This is a genomic window from Bradyrhizobium sp. I1.14.4 (genome assembly GCF_050435825.1).
Lineage (GTDB): Bacteria > Pseudomonadota > Alphaproteobacteria > Rhizobiales > Xanthobacteraceae > Bradyrhizobium.
In genome coordinates this window covers 319,275-342,738 of sequence record NZ_JBNDLA010000002.1, presented here as the reverse complement: position 1 = coordinate 342,738, position 23,464 = coordinate 319,275, and the positions used below count along the sequence as shown (strand labels likewise).

Sequence of the window (23,464 nt, the reverse complement as noted above, 5' to 3'; positions counted from 1 at the left end):
CGATGCATCGACAGGCGCCGAAACGCATTTGATTCAAATTCGCGCTGTAGTTGAACTTACTTTTTATCCTTAACCAGAAACCCGATCTTTAATTTACATCTGCAAGATGCAGTTTACCTTGTCTCCGCGAACACAGCGGACTCAGGGACAACAACAAGATGCGCCAGTTAAGCCTCACGCTGTCGTTGGCTTTCCTTCTCGCAGCACAAGCTTTGAGCGTCGCCGCCGACGATACGAAATCGGGCCAATCGGGTTCGGCTGTCGCCGCGACCCGCGTTGCATGTTCCCTGCAGCCGAAAAGCGAGGAACCGTCCGATCCGTCGTCGACCTCGGCAATTCCTCACGCCGAAAAATTCATCGCACGGGAACATTTCAAGGAGGACATCGCGTCGAGCGCTTCGATCAAGATCTCCTGGCTGGGCGCCACCTTCGCGCAGCGCTTCACGAACAAGGTCGAGGACGATATCGGCGGCGCATTGTTGCAAACCTTCATCCTGAGCGCGGCCTCAAGCGACAAAGAGATCCTGGCCAAACTGGGTCAGAGCCACGAGAGCAGGTTGGCCGACGTCTGGTGCGCGTTGAAGCAGCAGCCCAACGGCGGCGGCGGCCCTCTGGAGACCAATGCCAAGCCGAATGTGTTTTACGTCCGCGATATCGCGGGAGAGCTTGGTGCCGTCGACGTGCTCTGGGGTGGCGTCGGATGGGAGATCGGCGCGAGCCCGGTCGGAGACAAGCCGCGATGGCCGGTCGGAACGCGGGTGTTCTCTCGCTGATCACTGTCGCGCCGTCAGGCGTTCCGCCTTCGATGGATCGTGCGCGCCGGCCGAACCGTGTTATGGATCGTGCTCGACAGCGCGACTCACCTGCTCCCATGGCCAAATCCACCCTCTCCTTCGTGTGCCAGAACTGCGGCGCGGCGTATAATCGCTGGCAGGGCAAATGCGACTCCTGCGGCGAGTGGAACACGCTGGCCGAGGAGGACGCGACCGGCTCGGTGCCGGTCTCGATCCGGTCCAAGCGCAAGGGACGGACGTTCGCTCTGGAAAGCCTGACCGGCAAAAGCCAGGAGGCGCCGCGCGTCTCCTCCGGCATGGCCGAGCTCGACCGCGTTACCGGCGGCGGCTTCGTCCGCGGCTCGGTGCTGCTGGTCGGCGGCGATCCCGGCATCGGAAAATCCACGCTGCTGACCCAGGCCACCAGCATGATGGCGCGCGCCGGGCATCGTGCGGTCTACATTTCAGGCGAAGAGGCGGTCGCCCAGGTGCGGCTGCGCGCCGAGCGGCTCGGGCTCGCGGACGCGCCGGTGCAGCTCGCCTCCGAGACGTCGGTCGAGGACATCGTCTCGACGCTGTCGGAAGGCGCGGTGCCGCGCCTGATCGTGATCGATTCGATCCAGACCATGTGGACCGACACCGTCGAATCCGCGCCCGGCACGGTGACCCAGGTCCGCGCCTCGGCACAGGCGCTGATTCGCTTCGCCAAGAAGACGGGCGCCGCGATCATCCTGGTCGGCCATGTGACAAAAGACGGCCAGATCGCGGGACCGCGCGTGGTCGAGCACATGGTCGACGCGGTGCTGTCGTTCGAGGGCGAAGGCTCGCAGCAGTTCCGCATCCTGCGCTCGGTGAAGAACCGTTTCGGCGCGACCGATGAGATCGGCGTGTTCGAGATGACCGGGCTTGGCCTGCGCGAAGTCACCAACCCGTCCGAATTGTTCCTCTCCGAACGCGAACTCGGCAGTCCCGGAACGGCCGTGTTCGCCGGCATCGAGGGCACCCGCCCGGTGCTGGTCGAGTTGCAGGCGCTGGTGGCGCCGACCTCGCTCGGCACCCCGCGCCGCGCCGTGGTCGGCTGGGACCCGAGCCGGCTGTCGATGGTGCTGGCGGTGCTCGAGGCGCATTGCGGCGTGAAATTGTCCGGACATGACGTCTACCTCAATGTCGCGGGCGGCCTGCGCATCCAGGAGCCGGCCGCGGACCTTGCCGCCGCCGCCGCGCTGGTCTCCTCGCTGGTGAACGCACCGCTGCCGACGGACGCGGTCTATTTCGGCGAGATTTCGCTGTCGGGCGCGATCCGGCCGGTGGCGCAGACCCCGGCCCGGCTGAAGGAGGCCCTCAAGCTCGGCTTCGGCCGCGCCATCCTGCCCGAATCGATCCGCGGCGAGAGCGGCGGCGATGCGGGGCTCGTGCTGAACAGCGTCGGCAATCTGACCACGCTGGTCGCCGAAATCGCCGCACGCGGGACGCCCAGAGGCGGCCGGACGACGTCCCGAGCCGTCCAAGGCGGCTCCAAGGACGCTGATGCGGCTGAGAAAAATGCCACACCGGCCCGATTCCGTCGCGAGACCAGCTAAAGCAGGCGTGACGTATCAGCCCCTCGCCGCTATACATCCGCCGCGCGGGACAGGTGGCCGTCCGGCCTTGCCGGATGCCCCCAATGCGCCTCAGTTAGGACGGCACCGACTTTGCCGATTCGCGAGAGCCCTTAACAGCGGACCCAAACGTACCAGCGGACCCGACCAGCCGATGCCCATAACGATACTTGATCTCGTCCTGCTCGGCGTGATGCTGATCTCGGGCTTGCTTGCCATGGTACGCGGCTTCATGCGCGAGATCCTGTCGATCGCGGCCTGGGGCGCCGCCGCGCTGGTCACGCTCTATGCGTTCTCGAAGCTGCTGCCGACCGCCAAAACCTACTTCAATAACGACACGATCGCGGCCGTGGTGGTGGTGGCCGGGGTCTTCATCGGCACCCTGATCGTGGTCTCGATCGTCACCGTGCGGATTTCGGACATGATCCTGGATTCCCGGATCGGCGCGCTCGACCGCACCCTCGGCTTCCTGTTCGGGCTCGCCCGCGGCCTCCTGATCGTGGTCGTGGCGTTCATGTTCTTCACTTGGCTGGTTCCGGACAAGCAGCGGCCCGATTGGGTGACCGGGGCGAAGTCCCGGGTGGTGCTGCAGGGAACCGGGGATTGGCTGATGTCGCTCTTGCCTGACGACCCAGAGAACACCATTTTAAAGAAGTTCAAGAAGAATAAGCCAGACGACGATTCTGCGGCCGATACCAATGATCAGGCGACGCCGGCGTCGGGCGATGGCTATAGCAAACCTGCGCGTGACAGCTTGAAAAAGCTGATCGAGAAACCCGCGGGCCGATAACGTATTTGGTTTGGGCCCTTACGAGAGGCGATGAACGAGATGCAGACCACTTCCGATCACGCCGACCAGATGGACCTCGACCTCGGCCCGATCGAATTGCAGGACCATCTTCGACAGGACCATCTGCGGGACGACGATCTCAGATACCACCCCGATCTTGACGGCGACACACTCCGCGAGGAATGCGGCGTGTTTGGCGTCTTCGGCCACCCCGAGGCCGCCGCGATCACCGCGCTCGGGCTGCACGCCCTGCAACACCGCGGCCAGGAGGCCGCCGGCATCGTCTCCTTCGACGGCGGCCGCTTCCACAGCGAACGCCGTCTCGGCCTGGTCGGCGACGCCTTCTCCCGCCGCGAGGTGATCGAGCGCCTGCCCGGCAACGCCGCGGTCGGCCATGTCCGCTACTCCACGACCGGCGGGACCATCCTGCGCAACGTGCAGCCGCTGTTCGCCGAGCTCAGCGCCGGCGGCTTCGCGGTCGGCCACAACGGCAACCTGACCAACGGCCTGACCTTGCGCCGCGAGCTGGTCAAGGGCGGCGCCATGATGCAGTCGACCACCGACACCGAGGTGATCCTGCATCTGGTCGCGCAGTCGAAGCGCACCCGCTTCATCGACCGTTTCATCGAGGCGCTGCGCACCATCGAGGGCGCCTATGCGCTGGTCGCGCTGACCAACAAGAAGCTGGTTGGCGCGCGCGATCCGCTCGGCATCCGTCCGCTGGTGCTCGGCGATCTCGACGGTCATCCGATCCTGACCTCGGAGACCTGCGCGCTCGACATGATCGGTGCCAAATATGTCCGCGACATCGAGCCCGGCGAGATCATCGTGTTCGACGAGGCCGGCGCGCACAGCCACAAGCCGTTCCCGCCGAAGCCGGCCCGGCCCTGCATCTTCGAGTACATCTATTTCGCGCGGCCGGATTCGATCGTCGGCGGCCGCTCGGTCTATGACGTGCGCAAGGCGTTCGGCGCCCAGCTCGCGCGCGAGAGCCATCCCGAGGTCGACGTCGTGGTGCCGGTGCCGGATTCCGGCGTGCCCGCCGCGGTCGGCTACAGCCAGTATTCCGGCGTGCCGTTCGAGCTCGGCATCATCCGCAACCACTATGTCGGCCGCACCTTCATCCAGCCGACCCAGAGCGTGCGCGAGCTCGGTGTGCGCATGAAGCATTCGGCCAACCGCGCCGCGATCGAGGGCAAGCGCATCATCCTGATCGACGACAGCCTTGTGCGCGGCACCACCTCGAAGAAGATCGTGCGCATGATGCGCGACGCCGGCGCCCGCGAGGTGCACTTCCGCCTCGCCTCGCCGCCGATCCTCTATCCCGACTATTACGGCATCGACCTGCCGGACCGCGGCGGCCTGCTCGCCGCGACCCATTCGCTGGAGGAGATGCGCGACATCATCGGCGCCGACTCGCTCGCCTTCCTGTCGATCGACGGCATGTACCGCGCGATGGGTTATGAAGGGCGCGATGCCACGAACCCGAAATTCGCCGACCACTGCTTCACCGGCGCTTACCCGACCCATCTCACCGACCAGAGCGAGACCGAGCCCTCGCCGCGCCAGCTCTCCCTGCTGGCGGAGGCGAGCTGACGGAGCGACGTCATGCAGCCAATCATCGGCATTCTCTGCGGAGTGCTGCTGGTCGGCTTCATCGCTTACGCCTTCAGGCAAGGCATGAAGGTGACGCCCGACGGCTCGGGGAACGGCACCAACAGCGCCAATATGGACCAGGGGCCCGGCCCCTAGAGCCGGGTGGGCAGAATTCCGTCATGGCCGGGCTTGTCCCGGCCATTTCTGTCTGCAATACCCGCCGCAAAGACGCGGACAGACAGACATGACAAAACCCCTCGCCTCCCGTATCGCCCTCGTGACCGGCGCCTCGCGCGGGATCGGCTATGCGACATCGGTTGCGCTGGCAAAAGCCGGCGCGCATGTCGTCGCGGTGGCGCGCACGCAGGGCGGGCTGGAAGAGCTCGACGACGAGATCCGGAAGGACGGCGGCAGCGCTACGCTGGTGCCGCTCTCGCTCACCGATTACGAGGGGATCGCGCGGCTCGGGCTCGCGCTGCATGAGCGCCACGGCAAGCTCGACATCCTCGTCGGCAATGCGGGCACCGCAGGTCCCTCCTCGCCGCTCGGCCATATCGAGCTGAAGCCGTGGAACGACGTGTTCGCGATCAACGTCACCGCGAACTTCCAGCTGATCCGCTGCATGGACCCGTTGCTGCGCCAATCCGACGCCGGCCGCGCGGTGTTCGTGACCTCGGGCGTGGCGCACAAGGCCAACGCCTATCTCGGCCCCTATGCAGCCTCCAAGGCCGCGCTGGACGCGCTGGTGCGCTCCTGGGCCAACGAGACCGCCAACACGAAGCTCCGCGTCAATCTGTTCAGCCCCGGCCCGATCCGCACACGGATGCGCGCGCAGGTGTTTCCCGGCGAAGACCCGATGACGCTGGATACGCCCGACATGGCCGCCGAATTCATCGTGCCGATGTGCGCGCCCGACTGGACCGAAACCGGCAAGCTCTACGACTACAAGGCGCGCACGCTGCGGAGTTTTCAGCCGCCGGTGTAAGCCGTCACAGGCGCGCCGTGCATTCGATGTCATCCCCGCGAATGCGGGGATCCAGTATTCCAGAGGCGATTGCGTTTTGAATCGAGAAGGCGCGGCGTACTGGACCGCCCGGTCCCGTCTACGCGAAGGCTTCGACGAGGCCACGAATCCCTGGCACGCCGAAGCTTTAGCGAAGGCGGCAAGCCGGGCGATGACACCTTTTATGACACGTCGACTCGCCTTTCCCATGCAATTGACTCCACCCCCGGCTCGCGATTGACTGCGCTCCCAGCAGGACCACCGCCAAGAAAAATCTCGGGAGGCATCATGACGCCGACGTTCAATCGCGCGCGCTCCATTCTGTCCGGATTGTTTCTGTCCGCCGGCATCGCATCATTGGCCCTGCTCGGCACCCAAGCGCCTGCACATGCCGGCGACATCCCCACCTTCTCCGTCGATGCGTCATGGCCAAAGCCGCTGCCGAACAACTGGATCCTCGGCCAGGTCGGCGGCATCACGGTGGACTGGCAGGGCCATATCTGGATGATCCACCGGCCGCGCTCGCTGACCGACGACGAGAAAGGCGCAAGCCTCAATCCGCCGCGCTCGAAGTGCTGCATCTCGGCGCCGCCGGTGCTCGAATTCGACGCCGACGGCAATCTGTTGCGCGCCTGGGGCGGCCCCGGCGACGGCTATCAATGGGTCGGCCGCGAGCACGGCATCGAGGTCGACGAACGCGGCTTTGTCTGGATCGGCGGCAACGCCGACAATGACAATGCGATCCTCAAATTCACGCTCGACGGCAAGTTCGTTTCGCAGATCGGCGCGATCGCGCCGAGCAAGGGGTCGAACGACACGACGCAGCTCGGCAAGCCGGCCGAGACCGCGATCGACAAGCAGGCCAACGAGATTTATGTCGCCGACGGTTACGGCAACCACCGCGTCATCGTGTTCGACGCCACGACCGGCGCCTACAAGCGGCACTGGGGCGCCTATGGCAACAAGCCCGATGACGCCAAGCAGCCGCCCTACGATCCGAAGGCGCCGGTCGCGCAGCAGTTCGGCAATCCCGTACATTGCGTGAAGATCGCCAACGACGGGCTGGTCTATGTCTGCGACCGCATCAACAACCGCATCCAGGTGTTCAGGAAGGACGGCAGCTTCGTGAAGGAGTTCTTCTTCGAGAAGAACACGCTCGGCAATGGCGCGGTCTGGGACATCGCGCTGTGGCCCGATCCGCAGCAGACCTATCTGCTCGCTGCCGACGGCGAGAACAACGAGATTCGGATCATCAGGCGCGACGACGGCACCGTGGTCGGCAGCTTCGGCCGCAACGGCCGCAACGCCGGGCAATTCCACTGGGTGCACGCACTCGCGGTCGACGCCAAGGGCAACGTCTATACCGCCGAGGTCGACACCGGAAAGCGGATCCAGAAATTCAGGCTGACCTCGGATGCGCTCAAATAAGCGGCACGCGAGATGACGCTTCGACGCAGTTCATCCGGCTTTATGCGGATTGCCGCCTGCCCTGAGAAAGGGTAAGCGGGAACTCGAACGACCGGCACAAAGGCCCCGCAAGAGGGCTGTCCGGGCTTTTGACAGTGGAGGGAATTTCATGACAACGACGTTCGCGCGGCGCTGCGCCGCGCTTCTTGCTTGCGCTGCACTCGGCTTTTCAACTTCTGCGTTCGCGCAGGACAAGACCGTCAAGATCGGCGTGCTGAACGATATGTCGAGCCTCTATGCCGACATCGGTGGCCCGAACTCGGTGGTCGCGATCAAGATGGCGGTCGAGGATTCGGGCCTGCTCAAGAAAGGCTGGAAGATCGACGTCCTGAGCGGCGATCACCAGAACAAGCCCGACGTCGGCGTCAACATCGCACGACAATGGGTCGACAACGAGAAGGTCGACGCGATCGCCGATACGCCGAACTCCGGTGTGGCGCTTGCCGTCAACAATCTCGTCAAGGAAAAGAACATCGCCCTGCTGAATTCGGGCGCGGCGACCGCCGACCTCACCGGCAAGGCCTGCACGCCGAACACGGTGTCGTACACCTATGACACCTACATGCTGGCCAACGGCACCGGCAAGGCGCTGACAAAGGCCGGCGGCGACACCTGGTTCTTCCTGACCTCCGACTATGCCTTCGGCCACGCGCTTGAGCGCGATACCACGGCGGTGGTCACCGCCAGCGGCGGCAAGGTGCTCGGCAGCGTCAAGCATCCGATCAACACCGCGGATTTCTCGTCGTTCCTGCTGCAGGCGCAATCGTCCAAGGCCAAGGTGGTCGGCCTTGCGAACGCCGGCGGCGACACCACCAACGCGATCAAGCAGGCGGCCGAATTCGGCATCGTGTCCGGCGGCCAAAAACTCGCGGCGCTGCTGCTGTTCATCAACGACGTGCATTCGCTCGGGCTGAAGACCGCGCAGGGCCTGACGTTCACGGAATCGTTCTACTGGGACATGAACGATCAGACCCGCGCCTGGTCGAAGCGGTTCGCCGCGCTGGCCAGCAAGAACGCGATGCCGTCGATGACCCAGGCCGGCAACTACGCGATGGTGCTGCACTATCTCAAGGCGATGGAGGCACTCGGCGGCAATCCGCATGACGGCGCCAAGGTCGTCGCCAAGATGAAGGAGATCCCGACCGACGATCCGCTGTTCGGCAAGGGTCCGCTGCGGATCGACGGCCGCCGCATCATCCCGGCCTATCTGTTTGAGGTGAAGAAGCCGGAAGAGTCCAAATATCCCTGGGACTACTACAAGCTGATCGCCACCATCTCGCCGGAAGACGCCGCCAAGCCGCTCGAGGCCAGCGAGTGTCCGCTGGTGAAGAAGTGACTGCGTAGCAGTCATTCCGGGATGGTGCGCAGCACCAGACCCGGAATCTCGAGATTCCGGGTTCGCGCTTTGCGCGCCCCGGAATGACCCGTTGCACTCATCACTTCGCCGCCGATTTTGCCTTCGCCGGCGCCGGCAACGACGTCCATTCCCTGTCGGCACGCGGGCCGCCGGCATCGCCGGTCAGGCCGACGAGCTGTCCGGGCTGAACGTCCAGGGTCTGCGTCCATGTCTGGGTCTGACAAAGCAGCTTGAGCAGACATCCCTTGAGCTTCAGCCGGTCGGACGCATCGCGCCACAGCGAGACCGAATAGGACTTGCCGTCCTCTGCATTGTAGATATCGCCGTCGAAGCGGCCCTCCGGCGTCAGCTTCAATCCCAGGATCATCTGATGGCCGAGCAGCGCGCGCGTTCGCTTGTCGGGATCGGGATTGAAGCTGTCGCGAAACGGCTGGCCGTGTGGATCGAGCGGATCCTTCATCCACACGATGAAGCCGCAGATGCGGTCATGCGCGGTGCCGCAGCGCTCGAGACGGATGCGCGCGCGTCCGTCTTCGGTCAGCCAGGTGCCGCTGGGATCGGCTGGTGCAACCGTCTCGGCGCGGCCGGTTGAACTCATCAGCAAGGCGGCGACGAGACTGCGCAAGAACATGCGAACCAGGAAGTTCATCGGTCAGGACCTTTCATTGTCGGGATGATTCGGGGACGCGCGACGCGCCTCACTTCAGTTGCGTCATGAAGGCATCGGCACCCTTGTCGATGCCGGCGGTCGCGGCGGCGAGATCGCCGACACTGGCCTTGATGTCGTAGGCGTTGGGATATTGCTTGCTGACATAGGCGCCGAGCAGGCGCGCGGTCGAGCTGTCGAACATCTCGACGGCATAGATCACGGAGCCCGTCATCGTGCCCTCACCGTCGCGCGCGGCCTGCACGCCGTTATAGACCGCGCCCGCGATATCGAAGCGCGACAGCGTGCCGAGCACCGGTGTGTTGGCGACCGCGCCGGTCAACGTCAGCCGCACGCGAAACGTGTTCGGTCCGCGCGTGTTCACCAGCGTGAAGCGGCTGCGGAGCTTGTCGGCGAAGCGGGTTTGCATGTGGGCGGCGAGCGTCTCCCTGTCCTTCTCGGACATGTCGCCGAACTGATGATCCGCGCCGCGATAGATCACGACCGGATCGAGCATCACCTTGTTGTAGCTCCGCCAGTCGACCGGCGGCGCATAGCGATACGGCACACGCCCCGAGGAATCCGACGTGTCCGCCGTCATGTAAGCCGACGAGGCCACCTCCGAGTAAGCCACCGGCGTGACGGCGGCACATCCTCCGGCGAGGACGCAAAGCGCCATCGCTCCCAGACCGCGCGCGGCGATCGAGCTCTTCATTCCAATCTCCTCATCCGACCTGGGCGGAAAAGCAGCACGGCCGCAGCCACGTCCGGGGCTGAAGTGCGGCTGCGGCCGTCACTGCCGATCCGGCTCGCCGTCCCGGCGCCGCCAGATCTAGCCTCAGTGCGACGAACTATAAAACCGACCAGTTGGTTTGTAAAGTTGCAATCGCAGGAAACGCGTTAGAAAAATGCGGTGATCCTGACGCTGGGGAAGCTGGTGAGCTCACTTTGCGAATGGCGGTCTCGCCTTGTCACAAACCCGCGATATCTCTCGTGCTAACGCATCAATTGCCGGGGGATTTCAGGGGCCCGGTGCCGATCCAACGCCGCCAAGCGATCCATATTCCGCTTGGGCGGCGTTGTGCTTTCGAGCAGCGCCGGAAATTCAGCTGCGCTTGCGCGCCGGGACCGGCCCTGCGGCCCGTGCGCCGGCAGGCTGCGACGATGCCGCTCGCGCCGCCGCCGTCCTGGATGGCTTGCCAGCCGCCGTCGCCCCCTGCTCGATCGCAGTCCACTTGCTGTCGTCGAGCAATCGTTCGAACAGGCGATCGCGCTCGGCATCGGTCAGCGACAACATGCCGAACAGCGAACTCAACAGCAGCCCCCTCGCCGCCGCCCAGCGCAGCAGCGCGAGATCGGGATCGCGCGCCTCGGCCTTCATGCGTGCGACCTTCTCGATGTCGACGTCGCGCGGCATCGCCATCAATTCGGGATTCTCGTTCATCGCCGCCAGCAGTGCGAACGCGCCTGCCCGCGGCGTGCTGATGGCCTCCCGCAGCGTTGCGATCTGCGCCGCCAGTTCGGGCTGGTCCGTGGTCGCGCGCGCCTTTTCGATGTAGCGGTTCGAGAATTCCTCGAAATACGCCATCTGCTGCTCGAGCAAGGCACGCAGCACCGCTTCCTTGGTGCGGAACTGATGCATCACGCCGCCCTTGCTGAGACCGCTCTCGCGCGCAATCGCGTCCAGCGTCAGGCGTCCCGGACCATCGCGCGTCACGATGGTGATCGCGGCGTCGAGTGCGGCGTTGCGGGAGCGTTCCGAGCGGGAAGGATTGTCCATGGGTTACTCAGGAAGGAGTCGCGTGAGAGCACAGTATCTCAGCGGCATCAGTCAATCTCAAGCGCTGCATGGAAATCTGCCAGGCAGCGCCAACGACGCCCCGAAATGCCGGTATCGGCCTCGGGAGACGCATCAACTTCAGGAATCGATCATCGCGCTATCCGGTTGCTCGCGCGCGCCAGCTCTCGGTGCCGTGAACGTTCCGCAGCAAGCGGCGACGCAGGCTGTGAAGGAAGCCGTGAGCCATTCGGCCGATGACCCGTTCCCCGCGACCGCGCGCGCGGGCGACAGACACAGCATCGGCATAACTGGCGGCAACGATCGTGCCGTGCCTGTTGCCATCGAGCTTCAGGTCGGTGAGATAAACCAGGTCGCGCGACGTCAGCAGCGCCGCCTGCGCGTCGCTGAATCGGGTCAGTTCATCGCAGATATCCACGGCCTGGTCGCTCACCATGCTCCTCCTGCCAGGCGGCCTCCGGGAACGAGGCGCGCGTCTTCATCCGGTATCATTCCTTATACAAACCAACCGGATGGTTTGTAAATAGGGAAGAAATGCGGATCAGGCCGTTTCGGCCGCATCGCGCGCCGACCTGACCCGGACGAAAATCTACCTGGCGTGTCGGATAGGCGTCGTCGCATTCGTCCTCGAAGCATCGATCAGCCGGCACTCGGAGCACGCAAGCGATGACACAGCAGAACCACACGGCACAAACTGAAGTCAGAACACTCATTGAAGCCTGGGCGGACGCCGTCCGCAGACACGACTATGCGGGCGTTCTCGCCCATCACGATCAGGGCATCGTGATGTTCGACGTTCCACCGCCGTTCCAGTCACGCGGACTTGATGAGTACAGGAAGACCTGGGATCTGTTCTTCGGCTGTCAACGCCCGTCCTACGCCTTCGATATCGAGGACATCGCGATCACGGCCGGCGACGACGTGGCCTTCGCCGTCGCAGTGATGCGGTGCGGCGCGCCCGACGCCACGTTCCAGTTCCGCCTGACGATCGGGCTGCGCAAGATTGACGGCAGTTGGCGGATCACGCACGAGCACCATTCCGTGCCGGCGACTGATTAGAGTGCAGGTTGGGTTAGGCCAACGGGTCCGCGCGAAGCGCGGCAGGCTCCGGCGTAACCCGCCAAATTTCTTTGCCGCACGAAGACGGCGGGTTACGCTTCGTTGACCCGCCCTACGCGCTCTTCGCCGTTGCGCGCCAGGCGATCGCAAGTGCGAGCAGCAGCAGCGCGCCCGCCAGATAGAACGGCGCGCCGGGCATCTTGAGCGGCATGTTGTCGCCGATGAAATAGGCGAAGGTCAGCGTGAACAGGAACGGGCCGATCAATTCCGACATGCTCTGCACGCTTGATGTCGCGCCCTGCAACTGGCCCTGCTGGTCGGCGGCGACGAGTTGCGTCGTCAGGGCCTGCGTCGCGGCGCCCGAGATGCCCCACAGCGCCATCACCGGAATGCCGATCCAGAACAGCTGGCCGGTCGGCGCCGCGCCGAAGATCACGAAGCCGGCGGCGCCGCAGACGAGGCCGAGGAACAACGCCTTGCGCTCGCCCAGCCGCTGCACGATCGGACCGATCGCCGCGCCCTGCACGATCATGCCGCAAAGACCGACCAGCGCGAGCGTCGCGCCGACCGTGCCGGTGTCCCAGCCATAGCGATAGGTAGCGTAGAGCACGAACACCGAGGGCAGCACGACATGCGCGAGCTGGCCGAAGAAAGTCGCCAGCGACAGACCGGCCAGCGTCCGGTTCGAGCGCAGGAAATGCAGCGCGCCGATCGGATTGGCGGTCTTCCATTTGAACGGCGCACGCCGCTCCGGCGGCAGCGACTCCGGCAGGATGAACAATCCATAGAGTCCGTTGGCAAAGCTCAGGCCCGCCGCCGCCCAGAACGGCAGCCGCGGATCGATCTCGCCGAGCAGGCCGCCCAGCGCCGGTCCGAGGATGAAGCCCGCCCCGAAGGCAACGCCGATCTTGCCGAACATCGCGGCGCGCTGCTCCGGCACGGTGACGTCGGCGATATAGGCGAACACGGTCGAGATGCTCGACGACGTGATGCCCGAGATCGCCCGCCCGACGAACAGCCAGGTCAGGTTCGGCGCCAGCGCCATCAGCACGTAGTCCGCCGCAAGCCCGAAATTCGACACCAGCACCACCGGCCGGCGGCCGAAGCGATCGGACAGCGCGCCGAGGATCGGCGAACAGACGAACTGCATCAGCGCCCAGATCGAGCCGAACACGCCGAAGATGCGCGCAGCGTTTGCGGTGTCGTTGTTGACGAAGCCTTCGATCAGCTTGGGCAGGATCGGGATGATGATCCCGAGCGCGAGCATGTCGAGCAGCAAAGTGATGAAGATGAAGACCACCGCGCCGCTGCGCGCCTGCGGTACGGCCGCAGCGTCATTCTCGTTTTGACGCGTTTCCTTCACGCGAACCGGCACCCGCTTCGCTCGAAAACACTATGCGCGGCCTCTCGGCTCATGACGGGCGTTTGCGCTTGTGGGCGAACGGATTGGCCTTCTCGCGCAGCGTGATCCTGATCGGCGTGCCCGGCAGGTCGAAGGTCTCGCGCAGCGAGTTGGTGAGATAGCGCAGGTAGGATCTCGGGATGGCGTCGGCGCGCGAGCAGAACAGCACGAAGCTCGGCGGTCGCGCCTTCACCTGCGTGATGTAGTTCAGCTTGAGCCTGCGGCCCGAGACCGCGGGCGGCGGGCTGGCCTGGACCGCTTGCTCGAACCAGCGATTGAGCGCCGCCGTCGGCAAGCGCCGGTTCCAGACCGCGTAGGCCTCCTGGATCGCCGTCATCAGGCGGTCGATGCCCTCGCCCATCAGGCCGGAGACGGCGACGATCGGCGCGCCCTTGACCTGCGGCAGCCAGTGATCGGCATCGGTGCGCAATTGCGAGATCTGGTTGGGCTTGCGCTCGACCAGATCCCATTTGTTGACCGCGAGCACGATGGCACGGCCCTCGCGCTCGACCAGGTCGGCGATGCGCAGATCCTGCTCCTCGAACCTGTTCTGCGCGTCCATCATCATCACGACGACCTCGGCGAAGCGCACCGCGCGCAACGCGTCGGCGACCGAGAGCTTTTCCAGCTTCTCCTCGATCCGCGAGCGGCGGCGCAGGCCGGCGGTATCGAACACACGGAACTGGCGGCCCTGCCAGGTGATCTCGACCGCGATGGAATCGCGCGTGGTGCCGGCCTCGGGGCTGGTCAGCAGCCGCTCCTCACCGAGCAGATGGTTGATCAGCGTCGACTTGCCGGCATTGGGCCGGCCGACGATGGCAACGCGGATCGGGCGCTGCGCGGCCTCCTCCTCCGAGATGTCCTCGTCGTCCTCGGCCCCTTCGTCTTCCTCTGATGTCGCGGGCACCAGCGTGCTCAACGCCTCGTGGAGGTCGCCCATGCCCTCGCCGTGCTCGGCCGAGATCTGGACGGGATCGCCAAGCCCGAGCGCATAGGACTCCATCGCACCGATCTCGCCATGCTTGCCCTCGGCCTTGTTGGCGACCAGCACCACCGGCTTGTTGGCCTTTCGGGCGAAGTCGGCGAAGGCGCGGTCGGTCGGCGTGAGGCCGACGCGGGCGTCGATCACGAACATCAGCGCGTCGGCAAGCTCGATCGCGGTTTCGGTCTGCTCCTGCATCCGCGCCGTCAGCGAGCCCCTGGCCCCCTCGTCGAGCCCCGCGGTGTCGATGATGATGAAGTCGAGATCGTAGAGCCGGGCCTGGCCCTCGCGACGGTCACGGGTCACGCCGGGCTCGTCGTCGACCAGCGCGAGCTTCTGGCCGACCAGCCGGTTGAACAGCGTCGATTTTCCGACATTGGGCCGGCCGATAATGGCGATGGTAAAAGACATGGATCATCCCGGCACCGCGGCGCGGCGCGCGTCTAATGAATTGAAGCAGGAGTCTAGCGGCTAAACCCGCCGCTCGGTAGCGGCGCCGGGAACCCGCTGCCGGATTGTTGCGTGGTCTGGGTCTGCTGGGCCGGCGCCGCGGGCTGCGCCTGCTGGTCGTCGCCGGCCGGCGCGGTGGTGCGGCGGCGGACCATCTTCTTCGGCTTCGGATCCGGCGGCACCGCCGCGGGCGCGCCCTCCTCGGCTGCGGCGTCGGGCGCCGCCGCCTGATCCGCGGCCGGCGCGGCCCTCTTGGTGTGCTTCTTGGCGCCCTTCGGCGGCTCCGCTGGCGGAGCCGGCTGGGCGGCGGCCGCCGCCGCGGCGTTCTGCTGGTCCAGCTGTTCCTGCTGCGAGCCCTTGTACAATTCCTTCGGCACACCCTGCTCGAGGCCGGGCACGCCTTCGGGGAACACCGGCTTGCGGTCGCCCTGCAGCTTCTTCTTGGTGTCGAGGAAGTCGAGCAGGTCGCTCGGATCGAAATTGGCCATGCCGCCTCCGCCGCAACCCGCCAGCACGCTGCAAAGCGCGACGAGGACTGCGGCTGCGATCAGGCGTTGCGAGCGGCGCATGTTCGATCTCTCACTCAACTCGGGTTTCGCGCCAGATCAGCTTTTCGCGACCGGCGGCAACAAGGCCTGCAGCGCCTCGGCGCGCGAGCGCATGCTCGGCGGCGTCTCGCCGTCATTGGCAATCTGGTCGAGCCACTGCCGCGCGGCGGTGGCATCATTGGCGCGCCAGGCCGACAGCGCCAGCAGCTCGCGCGCGGAGTGGCGGAATGTCGAGTCCTTCGACGTCGCCGTCGCCTCGAGCCGTTGCAGCATGTTCGGATAGGTCGTGGTTTCCATCAGGATCTGCGCGGCGCGGATCCGCGCCAGGTCCTGCTCGGGGCCGCCGACGCTGCGGTCGGCTGCGATCTCGTCATAGAATTTCGCGGCGGCCGGCTGGTCGCGGGTCGCGACCTCGGCGGCCATACGCAGCCGCGCCAGAGTGCGGTAACCGGACGGCGCCTTGGCGGAAAGGTCGGCGAAGGCAGCCTCGGCCTCGGCATGCTTGTTCTGGTCCGACAACTCAACGGCGCGGTCGAACGCCGCACCGGCCACGGCAGCCTTCTTGGCCTCGAGATATTGGTAGCCGCGCCAGCCACCGACGCCGGCGACCACGAGGATCGCCAGAGCGATGATAAAGAGCGAGTACTTGTCCCACAGCTTCTTGAGCTGATCGCGACGGACTTCCTCGTCGACTTCGTTAAATAATTCAGACACTTAAGGCTATCCCATCCCCTCGGGACCGCTGATATCGGTGAGGCCCAGCCCCTACCCGATCCCCACATCGCGGCGGCGTTACCCTAACGGTGTGGCGGAGGCAAGGCAAAGCGAGGCGGATCAAAGCGTTAACGGCGCAGCGACGCGGCTTTCATCAAGCGACCAATAGTTTTTGGAACGTCGGTATACCCAAGTTGTAACGATTGCTGACTGCCAGGTTTGCGCTTGGTTTTATAGGGTGACACGACTCGAGATGAGAAATCGTGGTAGTTTAGCAACTTGAGATTGTCCCAGAACAATAAGCTTTTTCGGACACTTATGATCAAGCGAACGTACCCATCTTGCGACACAACGATACCAAGAGCTTTGCGATCTTGTGCGCAGTAACGGAGCATGGACCCATGTCGCGTTCCGAACTGCGTAGGATCAATCTTCCTCGCGCGAGTTCCTCGACGAGCAAATCCGGCACCGTCATACACTGTCGTAACATTCGGCGCTGAGCCGATCTTCACACCAAAGCCCACCACAGAAAGCGTTGGGGTCATTAGAACCAACCCGTCGACGGCAGCCAAAGAAGTGACTAGCTTGACCGCGCCGGTCATTTCCTCTTCTCGATCTTTCGCATCCGCATCAGCCAACGACGCCTCTATTGCCAAATCTGCGGGGACTGAATCTCCTTCGTCGACTAACGCATCCTGCGCGTTCTCAATATCCGCTAAATATCGTTCATCCATCACTCTAAGGATCGAGGCGTCCCCCAGCGGGTACGCGAACGAATGTTTGATTTCCAGCAAGCGTTTGATTGGCTTCGGGGTCAGAAGAAACGCTCCTCCTGTGCCACGCAGCCGCAGCCCGATGCAGAGCCTAGCGATGGAGGTTACCCACATATCGGCGAGGCGCGCCTGGATTTCGGCCGCACCGTCATCAGTGTCAAGAACTCGCGCTATAGCATTTGCGAACATCGCCAGCGCGTCGAAAGCGTACTCGGAGACGATCGCCGATCCGAGTGCGTCGTTTTCACGTGTTATGACGGTTTGGGACTTTATGCCACCCAAGAACAAGTTACCGTGGTAGGCAGAGATATCGCCAATACCGTCCATCGTGACCGTGAGCAGACCCGGATTTGCGAAAAAGCCTTCAGTCCGTTCTCGATGCAAATGCACGCTTTGTGGGACCAACTGATCGACCACGCCCCACGCGACAATTTCGCTCCGGCGTGTTGTATAAACCGCTATGGACCCCGACCACCGGTCAATCGCGCATGCGAGCTTCGCGAGTTCCCGAACGGTCAAAATCTCAGACGACCCAAATTTTGTGAATGCCGGGTAGTCTGCTCTTCGGAGAAACGGAGGATGGACGTCTGGCTGCTTAGGGTTTGCAAACGTCAGGCTTCCTTTGACAAACCGGCCTTCTTCGCTGCGCATAGTGCCGAGGTAGGCCATTTCAAGGAGAGCGAAAACCACCTGATGGTTTGGTTCATCGAACCCAAGTTTGCGAATTTTGGATGTGACTTGATGTGCTAACTGATCGACCAAATCTGGCATGCTTCGCCCGCAATGTTACACCTGCGAAATAACGCGACTCAAACTATAGTAGCACAGAACTGAAACATTTCCCTTTGGTTGCGTAGATAGTCTGCCGCAGGACCGCTAGTTACAGATTCCCGCAAAGGCAACGACGAAGTGGAATGGAGCTTGTCTAGAAAATCTAGCCGTCACCTGTTGCCAACACCTCCCGCAGCTGGCGCTTGATCACCTTGCCGTTGGCGTTGCGCGGCAATGGCTCCGCGGTCAGCGCCATCGTCTCCGGCACCTTGTAGTCCGACAGACGCTCGGCGCACCAGGCGCGCAGGCTCTCCGCATTGACGTCGGTGCGGGTCACGATCACGGCGTGCACGCGCTCGCCGAGCACCGGGCACGGCTTGGCGATGATCGCGCTCTCGACCACGGCCGGATGGCCGGCCAGGACTGACTCGACCTCCGCGGAATAGATCTTGAGGCCGCCACGGTTGATCATGTCCTTCTGGCGATCGAACACGCGGACGAAATTCTCCGGATCGATCGAGCCGAGATCGCCGGAATGCCAGAACCCGGCGGTGAAGCTCTCCGCGGTCGCGTTCGGATTGTTCCAGTAGCCCTTGATGACGGAGGCGCTGCGGATCCAGAGCTCGCCGACCTCGCCGCGCGGCACCTCGCGGCCGTCGGCGCCCATCACGATGATCTCGGCGCCGGGACACGGCAGGCCGACGCTGTCGATATGCGCGGCGGTCAGTTCACCCGGCATCAAGGTCGAGGGCGACGTGGTCTCGGTCGCGCCGTAGCAATTGGCGAGCTTCAGCCCGGGAATCTTGGCGTCGAGTCTTTCGATGGTCGCGACCGGCATCGGCGCGCCGCCGAAGCCGCCGACCCGCCAGCTCGACAGATCGTAGCTGTCGAAATCGGGCTGCATCAGGCAGAGATTGTACATCGCCGGCACCATGACGGTGTAGCTGACGCGCTCGCGCGCGGCGACCCTCAGATACTCCGACGCCTTGAACTCCGGCATGATGATCAGCGCGCCGGCGCAGCGAACCATGGTGGTGATGTTGGCGACCGCGCCGGTGACATGGGCGAGCGGCACCGCGGCGATCGAGCGATCGGCCTTGGTCAGCTTCAGGCAGGACACGAACACGTCAGAGGAATGGATGATGTTGCAATGGGCGAGCATCGCGCCTTTCGGCCGCCCCGTGGTGCCTGACGTGTAGAGGATCATCGCGGTGTCCTCTTCCTTCACCTCCGCCGGCGCCCGCGCCGGAGCATTGTCGCGCAGGCGAGCGAATTGCGACGCGCTGTCGTCGCTGACCGGGATGCGATGCGTCAGGCCGGGAATATCGGCAGCATCAGGGATGCGGCCGGCAAGCGTGGCCTCATGGACCAGAACCTTCGCGCCGCAATCGTTCAGCACATAGGCGATCTCGGGCTTCTGCTGGCGCGTCGAGAGCAGCACCGTCACCAGCCCGGCATGGGCGGCGGCGAACATCGCCAGCACGAACTCAATGCGGTTGCCGAGCAGCATCGCGACGCGGTCGCCGGACGCGAGGCCAAGCTTTGCGAAGCCCGCCGCGACCTTGGCCGACTGCTCGGCGACCTCGCGCCAGCTCAGACGCGTCTCGCCGCAAACCAGCGCCTCGCCGTCGCCGTTCTGCGCGGCGGCCTCGGCGACCATCGCCCACAGGCTGGCTGGCCGCTCCGCGAATGCCGGCACGACGCGGTCGCCGAAGCGCGGCTCAAGCCGCATCGGCGGAAGTGCGTGTTGCGACCAGTCCATGCGCGCTCCGTCAGCTCTTCTTCATGCCGTAGACGTGCTCCGGCCCCGGGAAGGCGCGGCTCTTCACATCGCGCGCATAGCCCGCAATCGCTTCCTCGATCGCGGGGCCGAGATTGCCGTAGCGGCGCACGAATTTCGGCGCGCGCGGCGACAGGCCGAGCATGTCCTCGAGCACCAGCACCTGACCGTCGCAGGCAGCACTCGCGCCGATGCCGATGGTGGGAACTGCGATCGATTGCGTGATCTTGCGCGCCAGGGGCTCGGCGACCGCCTCGACCACGATCGAGAAGGCGCCGGCCTCCGCGATTGCGTGAGCGTCGTTCTCGATCGGTGCCCAGTTCTCCTCCTCGCGGCCCTGCGCGCGGAACGAGCCGAGCGTGTTGATCGACTGCGGCGTCAGGCCGATATGGCCCATGACGGGAATACCGCGCTCCGACAGGAATGCCACCGTCTCCGCCATCCGCGCCCCGCCCTCGAGCTTGACCGCGCCGCACAGCGTTTCCTTCATGATCCGCACCGCGGATTGGAACGCCTGCTCCTTCGAGCCTTCATAGGACCCGAACGGCATGTCGACCACGACGAGCGCAGCTTGCGAGCCGCGCATCACGGCGCGGCCCTGCAGGATCATCATGTCGAGGGTCACCGGCACCGTGGTCTCGAAGCCGTGCATGACATTGCCGAGGGAATCGCCGACCAGGATGGCGTCGCAGTGGCGGTCGACCAGCGCCGCGGTATGCGCGTGGTACGATGTCAGCATCACGATCGGCTCGCCGTTCTTGCGGGCGCGGAGATCGGGCGCGGTCTTGCGCTTGATGGCGGATTGAACAGACATTGTCAGGCTCCCATGACAGGCACGCCGATCACGACCGGGTGGAACGCAAACGCCAGCGCCAGATATGCGATGACACCGACCGCAATCGCGATCAGGTCGTTGGTCGGGCCGCCCACCGGGATCGGCGGCGCGCCGGCATCCGTGCGGCGCTTCAGCGAGATGCGGTCATAGACCGCCCAGGCGAGAAACGAGCCGAACAGGATGATCGAGCCGAGGTCGCCATTGGCGAGCAGATGCGCGAACGCCCACAGCTTGACGCCCGCCAGCATCGGGTGCTTCAGCGTGGTGTAGATGCGGCCGCGGACATAGGAGGCGACGACGAGGATTACGGCGGGCAGCATCAGCGCCACCGCGATGTGCTTGAGCGCGGTCGGCGGCGTCCAGACGTCGATCCATCCGGTCGCGCGGTAGTGGCCGAAGCCCCAGATGATCAGCGCGAGCCCGGCGAACGACACCAGCGAGTAGCCGATCTTGTAGGTCCCCTCGCCGATCGCATTCACGATGCCGGCGCGCAGGTCGCGCAGGCTGGTCAGCACATGGATGCCGAGGAACAGCACGAGACCCAGGATCATGACGAGCAGTCCCACGATGTTCCTCCCCTGATTGATTAATGTCTTCGCGTATCACCTTCGCCGGGCGGTAGGCAATGCGTCAGCTTCACGGCTTTTCGGCCGATTTGGCCAGCTCGCGATTGTCGACATAGCGGATCATGATCGGGCGGCCGGCCAGCGCGCCGCCGAGCCCACCGGTGAATTTCAGCGGCAGGCAGGCGCCCAGCGAGGCGTTGATCGCATTGAGGTAGGTCGTGCGGGTGTCCGCCGGGACGCCGGACGTCGCGAACGTCAGGCGCGGCGTGCCGATCATTTCGCCCGACCGCTTGAAACTGAAGCGCACCGACATCTGCATGCCCTCGCGCGCATCGTCCGGCGGTGGGGGCGCCCAGCAGGCCCGCAGCGCGGCAAAGAGATCGCCGATGGTATCGAGATCATGATCCGGCTTGCGGTACTTCCCGGCCTGATCCTGCGGCGGCACGGTCAGGATCGTGAGCTGGAGATTTTCGCCATACGGATAATCAATTTCGGGAAGGCAGGGCCCATGGTTGAGCACGCTGCAATAGGATGGGATGCAAGGCCCGTTGTCGAGCACGCTGCAGGGTGTGTGCGCGAACGGCACCGGGTTTGTCTGGTGCCGCTGCCGCGCGCCAGCCGTGCCCGCGAAGGCAACGGCCAGCACGGCAAAAGCGAGGCAAATGGCAACGCGTCGGAGCATGCAGGCGGATCCAGAGTGCGTCTCCGGGGAAAATGGTACCGCGGCCGGACCGCATCAAGCGGGGCCAGTTCACGTCCTCGCGCTTTTCGCGACACCCCGCCCGGCTTGACCGGGCGATCTTCCATAGGCGATTGTGGGTCACGGAGAAGCCGCGGCGTACTGGGTCCGCCGCCTTCGCGGGGGACGACAGTGAGCATGCGGCACTACGCCTTTTTCTTCACGTCCTTGACGTTGGAGAAGGTGATGCCCTCGGCCCGTTCGCGGGTGTAGCCGAGATAGAACTCGTTCTTGGCCATGAATACGGGGTCGCCGTCGACGTCGTCGGCAATGCCGGAATTGTTGGCGGCGACGAAGGCGTCCAGCTTCTTGCGGTCGTCGGACGAGATCCAGCGCGCCAGCGAGAATTCGCTGATCTCGAACTCGACCGGCAGCGAATATTCCGCATCCAACCGCGCCTTCAGCACGTCGAGCTGCAGCGGGCCGACCACGCCGACCAGCGCCGGCGCGCCATCGCGCGGGCGAAACACCTGAACGACGCCCTCCTCCGACATCTGCTGCAGGGCTTCCTTCAGCTTCTTCGCCTTCATCGCATCCGTCAGGCGAACACGGCGGACGATTTCCGGCGCGAAGCTCGGCACGCCGACGAACGTCAGATCCTCGCCCTCGGTCAGGGTATCGCCGATCCGCAACGTGCCGTGGTTGGGGATGCCGACGACGTCGCCGGCGAACGCCTCGTCCGCCACGGAACGATCCTGGGCGAAGAAGAATTGCGGGCTCGACAGGCTCATGTTCTTGCCGGTGCGTACCAGCTTGGCCTTCATGCCGCGGCTGAGCTTGCCCGAGCACAGCCGCGCGAACGCGATGCGGTCGCGGTGGTTCGGATCCATGTTGGCCTGGATCTTGAACACGAACGCGCTCATGCGCGGCTCTGCCGCCTCGACCTTGCGCAGATCCGAATCCTGCGCACGCGGCGCCGGTGCAAATTTGCCGAGGCCCTCCAGCAAGTCACCGACACCGAAATTGCGCAGCGCGCTGCCGAAATAGACCGGCGTCAGATGGCCCTCGCGGAACGCCGCGAGCTCGAACGGCTTGCAGGCCTCCGATGCCAGCGCGAGCTCGTCCCTAACCTCGCCGACGTCGAGATTGGGGTTGCGCTTGCCGAGATCGGCGATGTCGATCTGCTCGGTGGCGCCGGTCTTGGCGCCGCCGCCCTCGAGCAGCCGCACGCCGCCATTGACGACGTCATAGGTGCCGAGGAAGTCGCGGCCGCGGCCGACCGGCCAGGTCATCGGCGTGGTGTCGAGCGCCAGCGTCTTCTCGATCTCGTCGAGCAGCTCAAACGTGTCGCGGCTCTCGCGGTCCATCTTGTTGATGAAGGTGATGATCGGAATGTCGCGCAGGCGGCATACCTCGAACAGCTTTCGGGTGCGCGCCTCGATGCCCTTGGCGGCGTCGATCACCATCACCGCAGAGTCGACCGCGGTCAGCGTGCGGTAGGTATCTTCCGAAAAGTCCTCATGGCCCGGCGTGTCCAGCAGGTTGAACACGAGGTCGTTGAACTCGAAGGTCATCACCGAGGTGACGACCGAGATGCCGCGCTCGCGCTCGATCTTCATCCAGTCCGAACGCGTGTTGCGGCGCTCGCCCTTGGCCTTGACCTGGCCTGCGAGGTTGATGGCGCCGCCGAACAGCAGCAGCTTTTCCGTCAGCGTGGTCTTGCCGGCGTCCGGGTGTGAGATGATCGCAAAGGTGCGCCGGCGCGCCACTTCCTCTGAAAGCGGCGAGCGGGACGACGATTCGGCTGAAACTGAGATGTCGGACATGGCGGGGCAGCGTTTGGCAGGGAAAACGGGCGCAATCAAGGGCGTTTTGTC

23 protein-coding genes are annotated in these 23,464 nt (G+C 64.7%); 9 read left to right on the top strand and 14 right to left on the bottom strand.

Going from position 1 to position 23,464, the window contains the following annotated elements:
• The first annotated feature begins 158 nt into the window (after positions 1–158).
• From ABIB78_RS05375 to ABIB78_RS05340, 8 genes are all read left to right on the top strand, one after another.
• Positions 159–773, top strand: a complete 615-nt coding sequence (locus tag ABIB78_RS05375; protein ID WP_429022308.1) for a hypothetical protein — start codon at positions 159–161, stop codon at positions 771–773.
• 98 nt (positions 774–871) lie between these two features.
• Positions 872–2,353 carry a DNA repair protein RadA gene (gene radA, locus ABIB78_RS05370; protein WP_429022306.1) on the top strand — a complete coding sequence of 494 codons (1,482 nt, stop codon included), beginning with the start codon at positions 872–874 and terminating at the stop codon, positions 2,351–2,353.
• Between the two features lie 172 nt (positions 2,354–2,525).
• Complete coding sequence (locus ABIB78_RS05365) at positions 2,526–3,161, top strand: CvpA family protein (protein WP_429022304.1); 636 nt, start codon at positions 2,526–2,528, stop codon at positions 3,159–3,161.
• Positions 3,162–3,230: 69 nt separating this feature from the next.
• Positions 3,231–4,757, top strand: a complete 1,527-nt coding sequence (gene purF / locus ABIB78_RS05360) for an amidophosphoribosyltransferase (RefSeq protein WP_429022997.1) — start codon at positions 3,231–3,233, stop codon at positions 4,755–4,757.
• A gap of 12 nt (positions 4,758–4,769) precedes the next feature.
• Positions 4,770–4,913, top strand: coding sequence for a hypothetical protein (locus ABIB78_RS05355; RefSeq protein WP_429022303.1), 144 nt, complete (start codon positions 4,770–4,772; stop codon positions 4,911–4,913).
• Positions 4,914–5,001: 88 nt separating this feature from the next.
• Positions 5,002–5,742 (top strand): SDR family NAD(P)-dependent oxidoreductase, encoded by a 741-nt coding sequence (locus tag ABIB78_RS05350; RefSeq protein WP_429022301.1) that lies wholly within the window; start codon positions 5,002–5,004, stop codon positions 5,740–5,742.
• A 306-nt stretch (positions 5,743–6,048) separates the two neighbouring features.
• Positions 6,049–7,188 carry a hypothetical protein gene (locus tag ABIB78_RS05345; protein ID WP_429022299.1) on the top strand — a complete coding sequence of 380 codons (1,140 nt, stop codon included), beginning with the start codon at positions 6,049–6,051 and terminating at the stop codon, positions 7,186–7,188.
• A 148-nt stretch (positions 7,189–7,336) separates the two neighbouring features.
• Complete coding sequence (locus ABIB78_RS05340) at positions 7,337–8,563, top strand: ABC transporter substrate-binding protein (RefSeq protein WP_429022297.1); 1,227 nt, start codon at positions 7,337–7,339, stop codon at positions 8,561–8,563.
• Positions 8,564–8,663: 100 nt separating this feature from the next.
• Here the strand turns inward: ABIB78_RS05340 and ABIB78_RS05335 are convergent, their stop codons facing one another.
• The 4 genes from ABIB78_RS05335 to ABIB78_RS05320 all read right to left on the bottom strand — a co-directional run bounded on the left by ABIB78_RS05335 (position 8,664) and on the right by ABIB78_RS05320 (position 11,461).
• Complete coding sequence (locus ABIB78_RS05335) at positions 8,664–9,233, bottom strand: DUF2147 domain-containing protein (protein ID WP_429022295.1); 570 nt, start codon at positions 9,231–9,233, stop codon at positions 8,664–8,666.
• 49 nt (positions 9,234–9,282) lie between these two features.
• Complete coding sequence (locus ABIB78_RS05330) at positions 9,283–9,945, bottom strand: DUF3313 domain-containing protein (protein ID WP_429022294.1); 663 nt, start codon at positions 9,943–9,945, stop codon at positions 9,283–9,285.
• Positions 9,946–10,335: 390 nt separating this feature from the next.
• Complete coding sequence (locus tag ABIB78_RS05325) at positions 10,336–11,010, bottom strand: TetR/AcrR family transcriptional regulator (protein WP_429022292.1); 675 nt, start codon at positions 11,008–11,010, stop codon at positions 10,336–10,338.
• Between the two features lie 157 nt (positions 11,011–11,167).
• Entirely contained in the window at positions 11,168–11,461 is a 294-nt protein-coding gene (locus tag ABIB78_RS05320) for a hypothetical protein (RefSeq protein ID WP_429022290.1), read from the bottom strand.
• Positions 11,462–11,694: 233 nt separating this feature from the next.
• On the opposite strand from ABIB78_RS05320, the gene ABIB78_RS05315 reads away from it, so the two are divergent.
• Complete coding sequence (locus ABIB78_RS05315) at positions 11,695–12,087, top strand: YybH family protein (RefSeq protein ID WP_429022288.1); 393 nt, start codon at positions 11,695–11,697, stop codon at positions 12,085–12,087.
• Between the two features lie 112 nt (positions 12,088–12,199).
• On the opposite strand, the gene ABIB78_RS05310 is transcribed toward ABIB78_RS05315, so the two are convergent.
• The 10 genes from ABIB78_RS05310 to ABIB78_RS05265 form a co-directional block, all read right to left on the bottom strand.
• Complete coding sequence (locus ABIB78_RS05310) at positions 12,200–13,450, bottom strand: MFS transporter (RefSeq protein ID WP_429022287.1); 1,251 nt, start codon at positions 13,448–13,450, stop codon at positions 12,200–12,202.
• 49 nt (positions 13,451–13,499) lie between these two features.
• Entirely contained in the window at positions 13,500–14,882 is a 1,383-nt protein-coding gene (der, locus tag ABIB78_RS05305; RefSeq protein ID WP_429022285.1) for a ribosome biogenesis GTPase Der, read from the bottom strand.
• A 53-nt stretch (positions 14,883–14,935) separates the two neighbouring features.
• The gene (locus ABIB78_RS05300; RefSeq protein ID WP_429022283.1) at positions 14,936–15,490 is read right to left on the bottom strand and encodes a hypothetical protein; all 555 of its coding nucleotides are present in this window, start codon (positions 15,488–15,490) and stop codon (positions 14,936–14,938) included.
• 36 nt (positions 15,491–15,526) lie between these two features.
• Positions 15,527–16,183: a tetratricopeptide repeat protein gene (locus tag ABIB78_RS05295; protein WP_429022281.1), complete on the bottom strand. Its 657-nt coding sequence runs from the start codon at positions 16,181–16,183 to the stop codon at positions 15,527–15,529.
• 128 nt (positions 16,184–16,311) lie between these two features.
• Complete coding sequence (locus ABIB78_RS05290; RefSeq protein ID WP_429022279.1) at positions 16,312–17,727, bottom strand: putative sensor domain DACNV-containing protein; 1,416 nt, start codon at positions 17,725–17,727, stop codon at positions 16,312–16,314.
• Positions 17,728–17,890: 163 nt separating this feature from the next.
• Positions 17,891–19,489 (bottom strand): class I adenylate-forming enzyme family protein, encoded by a 1,599-nt coding sequence (locus ABIB78_RS05285; RefSeq protein ID WP_429022277.1) that lies wholly within the window; start codon positions 19,487–19,489, stop codon positions 17,891–17,893.
• 10 nt (positions 19,490–19,499) lie between these two features.
• Positions 19,500–20,321, bottom strand: coding sequence for a 3-methyl-2-oxobutanoate hydroxymethyltransferase (gene panB / locus ABIB78_RS05280; protein ID WP_429022274.1), 822 nt, complete (start codon positions 20,319–20,321; stop codon positions 19,500–19,502).
• A gap of 2 nt (positions 20,322–20,323) precedes the next feature.
• Positions 20,324–20,908: an NnrU family protein gene (locus ABIB78_RS05275; protein WP_429022273.1), complete on the bottom strand. Its 585-nt coding sequence runs from the start codon at positions 20,906–20,908 to the stop codon at positions 20,324–20,326.
• A 70-nt stretch (positions 20,909–20,978) separates the two neighbouring features.
• Complete coding sequence (locus ABIB78_RS05270; protein ID WP_429022271.1) at positions 20,979–21,590, bottom strand: hypothetical protein; 612 nt, start codon at positions 21,588–21,590, stop codon at positions 20,979–20,981.
• Between the two features lie 203 nt (positions 21,591–21,793).
• On the bottom strand, positions 21,794–23,413 hold the full coding sequence (locus ABIB78_RS05265; protein WP_429022270.1) for a peptide chain release factor 3: 1,620 nt from the start codon (positions 23,411–23,413) through the stop codon (positions 21,794–21,796).
• Between the last annotated feature and the right edge of the window lie 51 nt (positions 23,414–23,464).

What these genes read in the sequence shown, in the direction of transcription:
- ABIB78_RS05265 (WP_429022270.1), bottom strand. Translation starts at nt 23,413, where the DNA reads ATGTCCGACATCTCAGTTTCAGCCGAATCGTCGTCCCGCTCGCCGCTT.
- ABIB78_RS05355 (WP_429022303.1), top strand. Translation starts at nt 4,770, where the DNA reads ATGCAGCCAATCATCGGCATTCTCTGCGGAGTGCTGCTGGTCGGCTTC.
- ABIB78_RS05375 (WP_429022308.1), top strand. Translation starts at nt 159, where the DNA reads ATGCGCCAGTTAAGCCTCACGCTGTCGTTGGCTTTCCTTCTCGCAGCA.
- ABIB78_RS05285 (WP_429022277.1), bottom strand. Translation starts at nt 19,489, where the DNA reads ATGGACTGGTCGCAACACGCACTTCCGCCGATGCGGCTTGAGCCGCGC.
- ABIB78_RS05365 (WP_429022304.1), top strand. Translation starts at nt 2,526, where the DNA reads ATGCCCATAACGATACTTGATCTCGTCCTGCTCGGCGTGATGCTGATC.
- ABIB78_RS05315 (WP_429022288.1), top strand. Translation starts at nt 11,695, where the DNA reads ATGACACAGCAGAACCACACGGCACAAACTGAAGTCAGAACACTCATT.
- radA (WP_429022306.1), top strand. Translation starts at nt 872, where the DNA reads ATGGCCAAATCCACCCTCTCCTTCGTGTGCCAGAACTGCGGCGCGGCG.
- ABIB78_RS05335 (WP_429022295.1), bottom strand. Translation starts at nt 9,233, where the DNA reads ATGAACTTCCTGGTTCGCATGTTCTTGCGCAGTCTCGTCGCCGCCTTG.
- purF (WP_429022997.1), top strand. Translation starts at nt 3,231, where the DNA reads ATGGACCTCGACCTCGGCCCGATCGAATTGCAGGACCATCTTCGACAG.
- ABIB78_RS05340 (WP_429022297.1), top strand. Translation starts at nt 7,337, where the DNA reads ATGACAACGACGTTCGCGCGGCGCTGCGCCGCGCTTCTTGCTTGCGCT.
- ABIB78_RS05350 (WP_429022301.1), top strand. Translation starts at nt 5,002, where the DNA reads ATGACAAAACCCCTCGCCTCCCGTATCGCCCTCGTGACCGGCGCCTCG.
- panB (WP_429022274.1), bottom strand. Translation starts at nt 20,321, where the DNA reads ATGTCTGTTCAATCCGCCATCAAGCGCAAGACCGCGCCCGATCTCCGC.
- der (WP_429022285.1), bottom strand. Translation starts at nt 14,882, where the DNA reads ATGTCTTTTACCATCGCCATTATCGGCCGGCCCAATGTCGGAAAATCG.
- ABIB78_RS05325 (WP_429022292.1), bottom strand. Translation starts at nt 11,010, where the DNA reads ATGGACAATCCTTCCCGCTCGGAACGCTCCCGCAACGCCGCACTCGAC.
- ABIB78_RS05270 (WP_429022271.1), bottom strand. Translation starts at nt 21,590, where the DNA reads ATGCTCCGACGCGTTGCCATTTGCCTCGCTTTTGCCGTGCTGGCCGTT.
- ABIB78_RS05300 (WP_429022283.1), bottom strand. Translation starts at nt 15,490, where the DNA reads ATGCGCCGCTCGCAACGCCTGATCGCAGCCGCAGTCCTCGTCGCGCTT.
- ABIB78_RS05290 (WP_429022279.1), bottom strand. Translation starts at nt 17,727, where the DNA reads ATGCCAGATTTGGTCGATCAGTTAGCACATCAAGTCACATCCAAAATT.
- ABIB78_RS05330 (WP_429022294.1), bottom strand. Translation starts at nt 9,945, where the DNA reads ATGAAGAGCTCGATCGCCGCGCGCGGTCTGGGAGCGATGGCGCTTTGC.
- ABIB78_RS05345 (WP_429022299.1), top strand. Translation starts at nt 6,049, where the DNA reads ATGACGCCGACGTTCAATCGCGCGCGCTCCATTCTGTCCGGATTGTTT.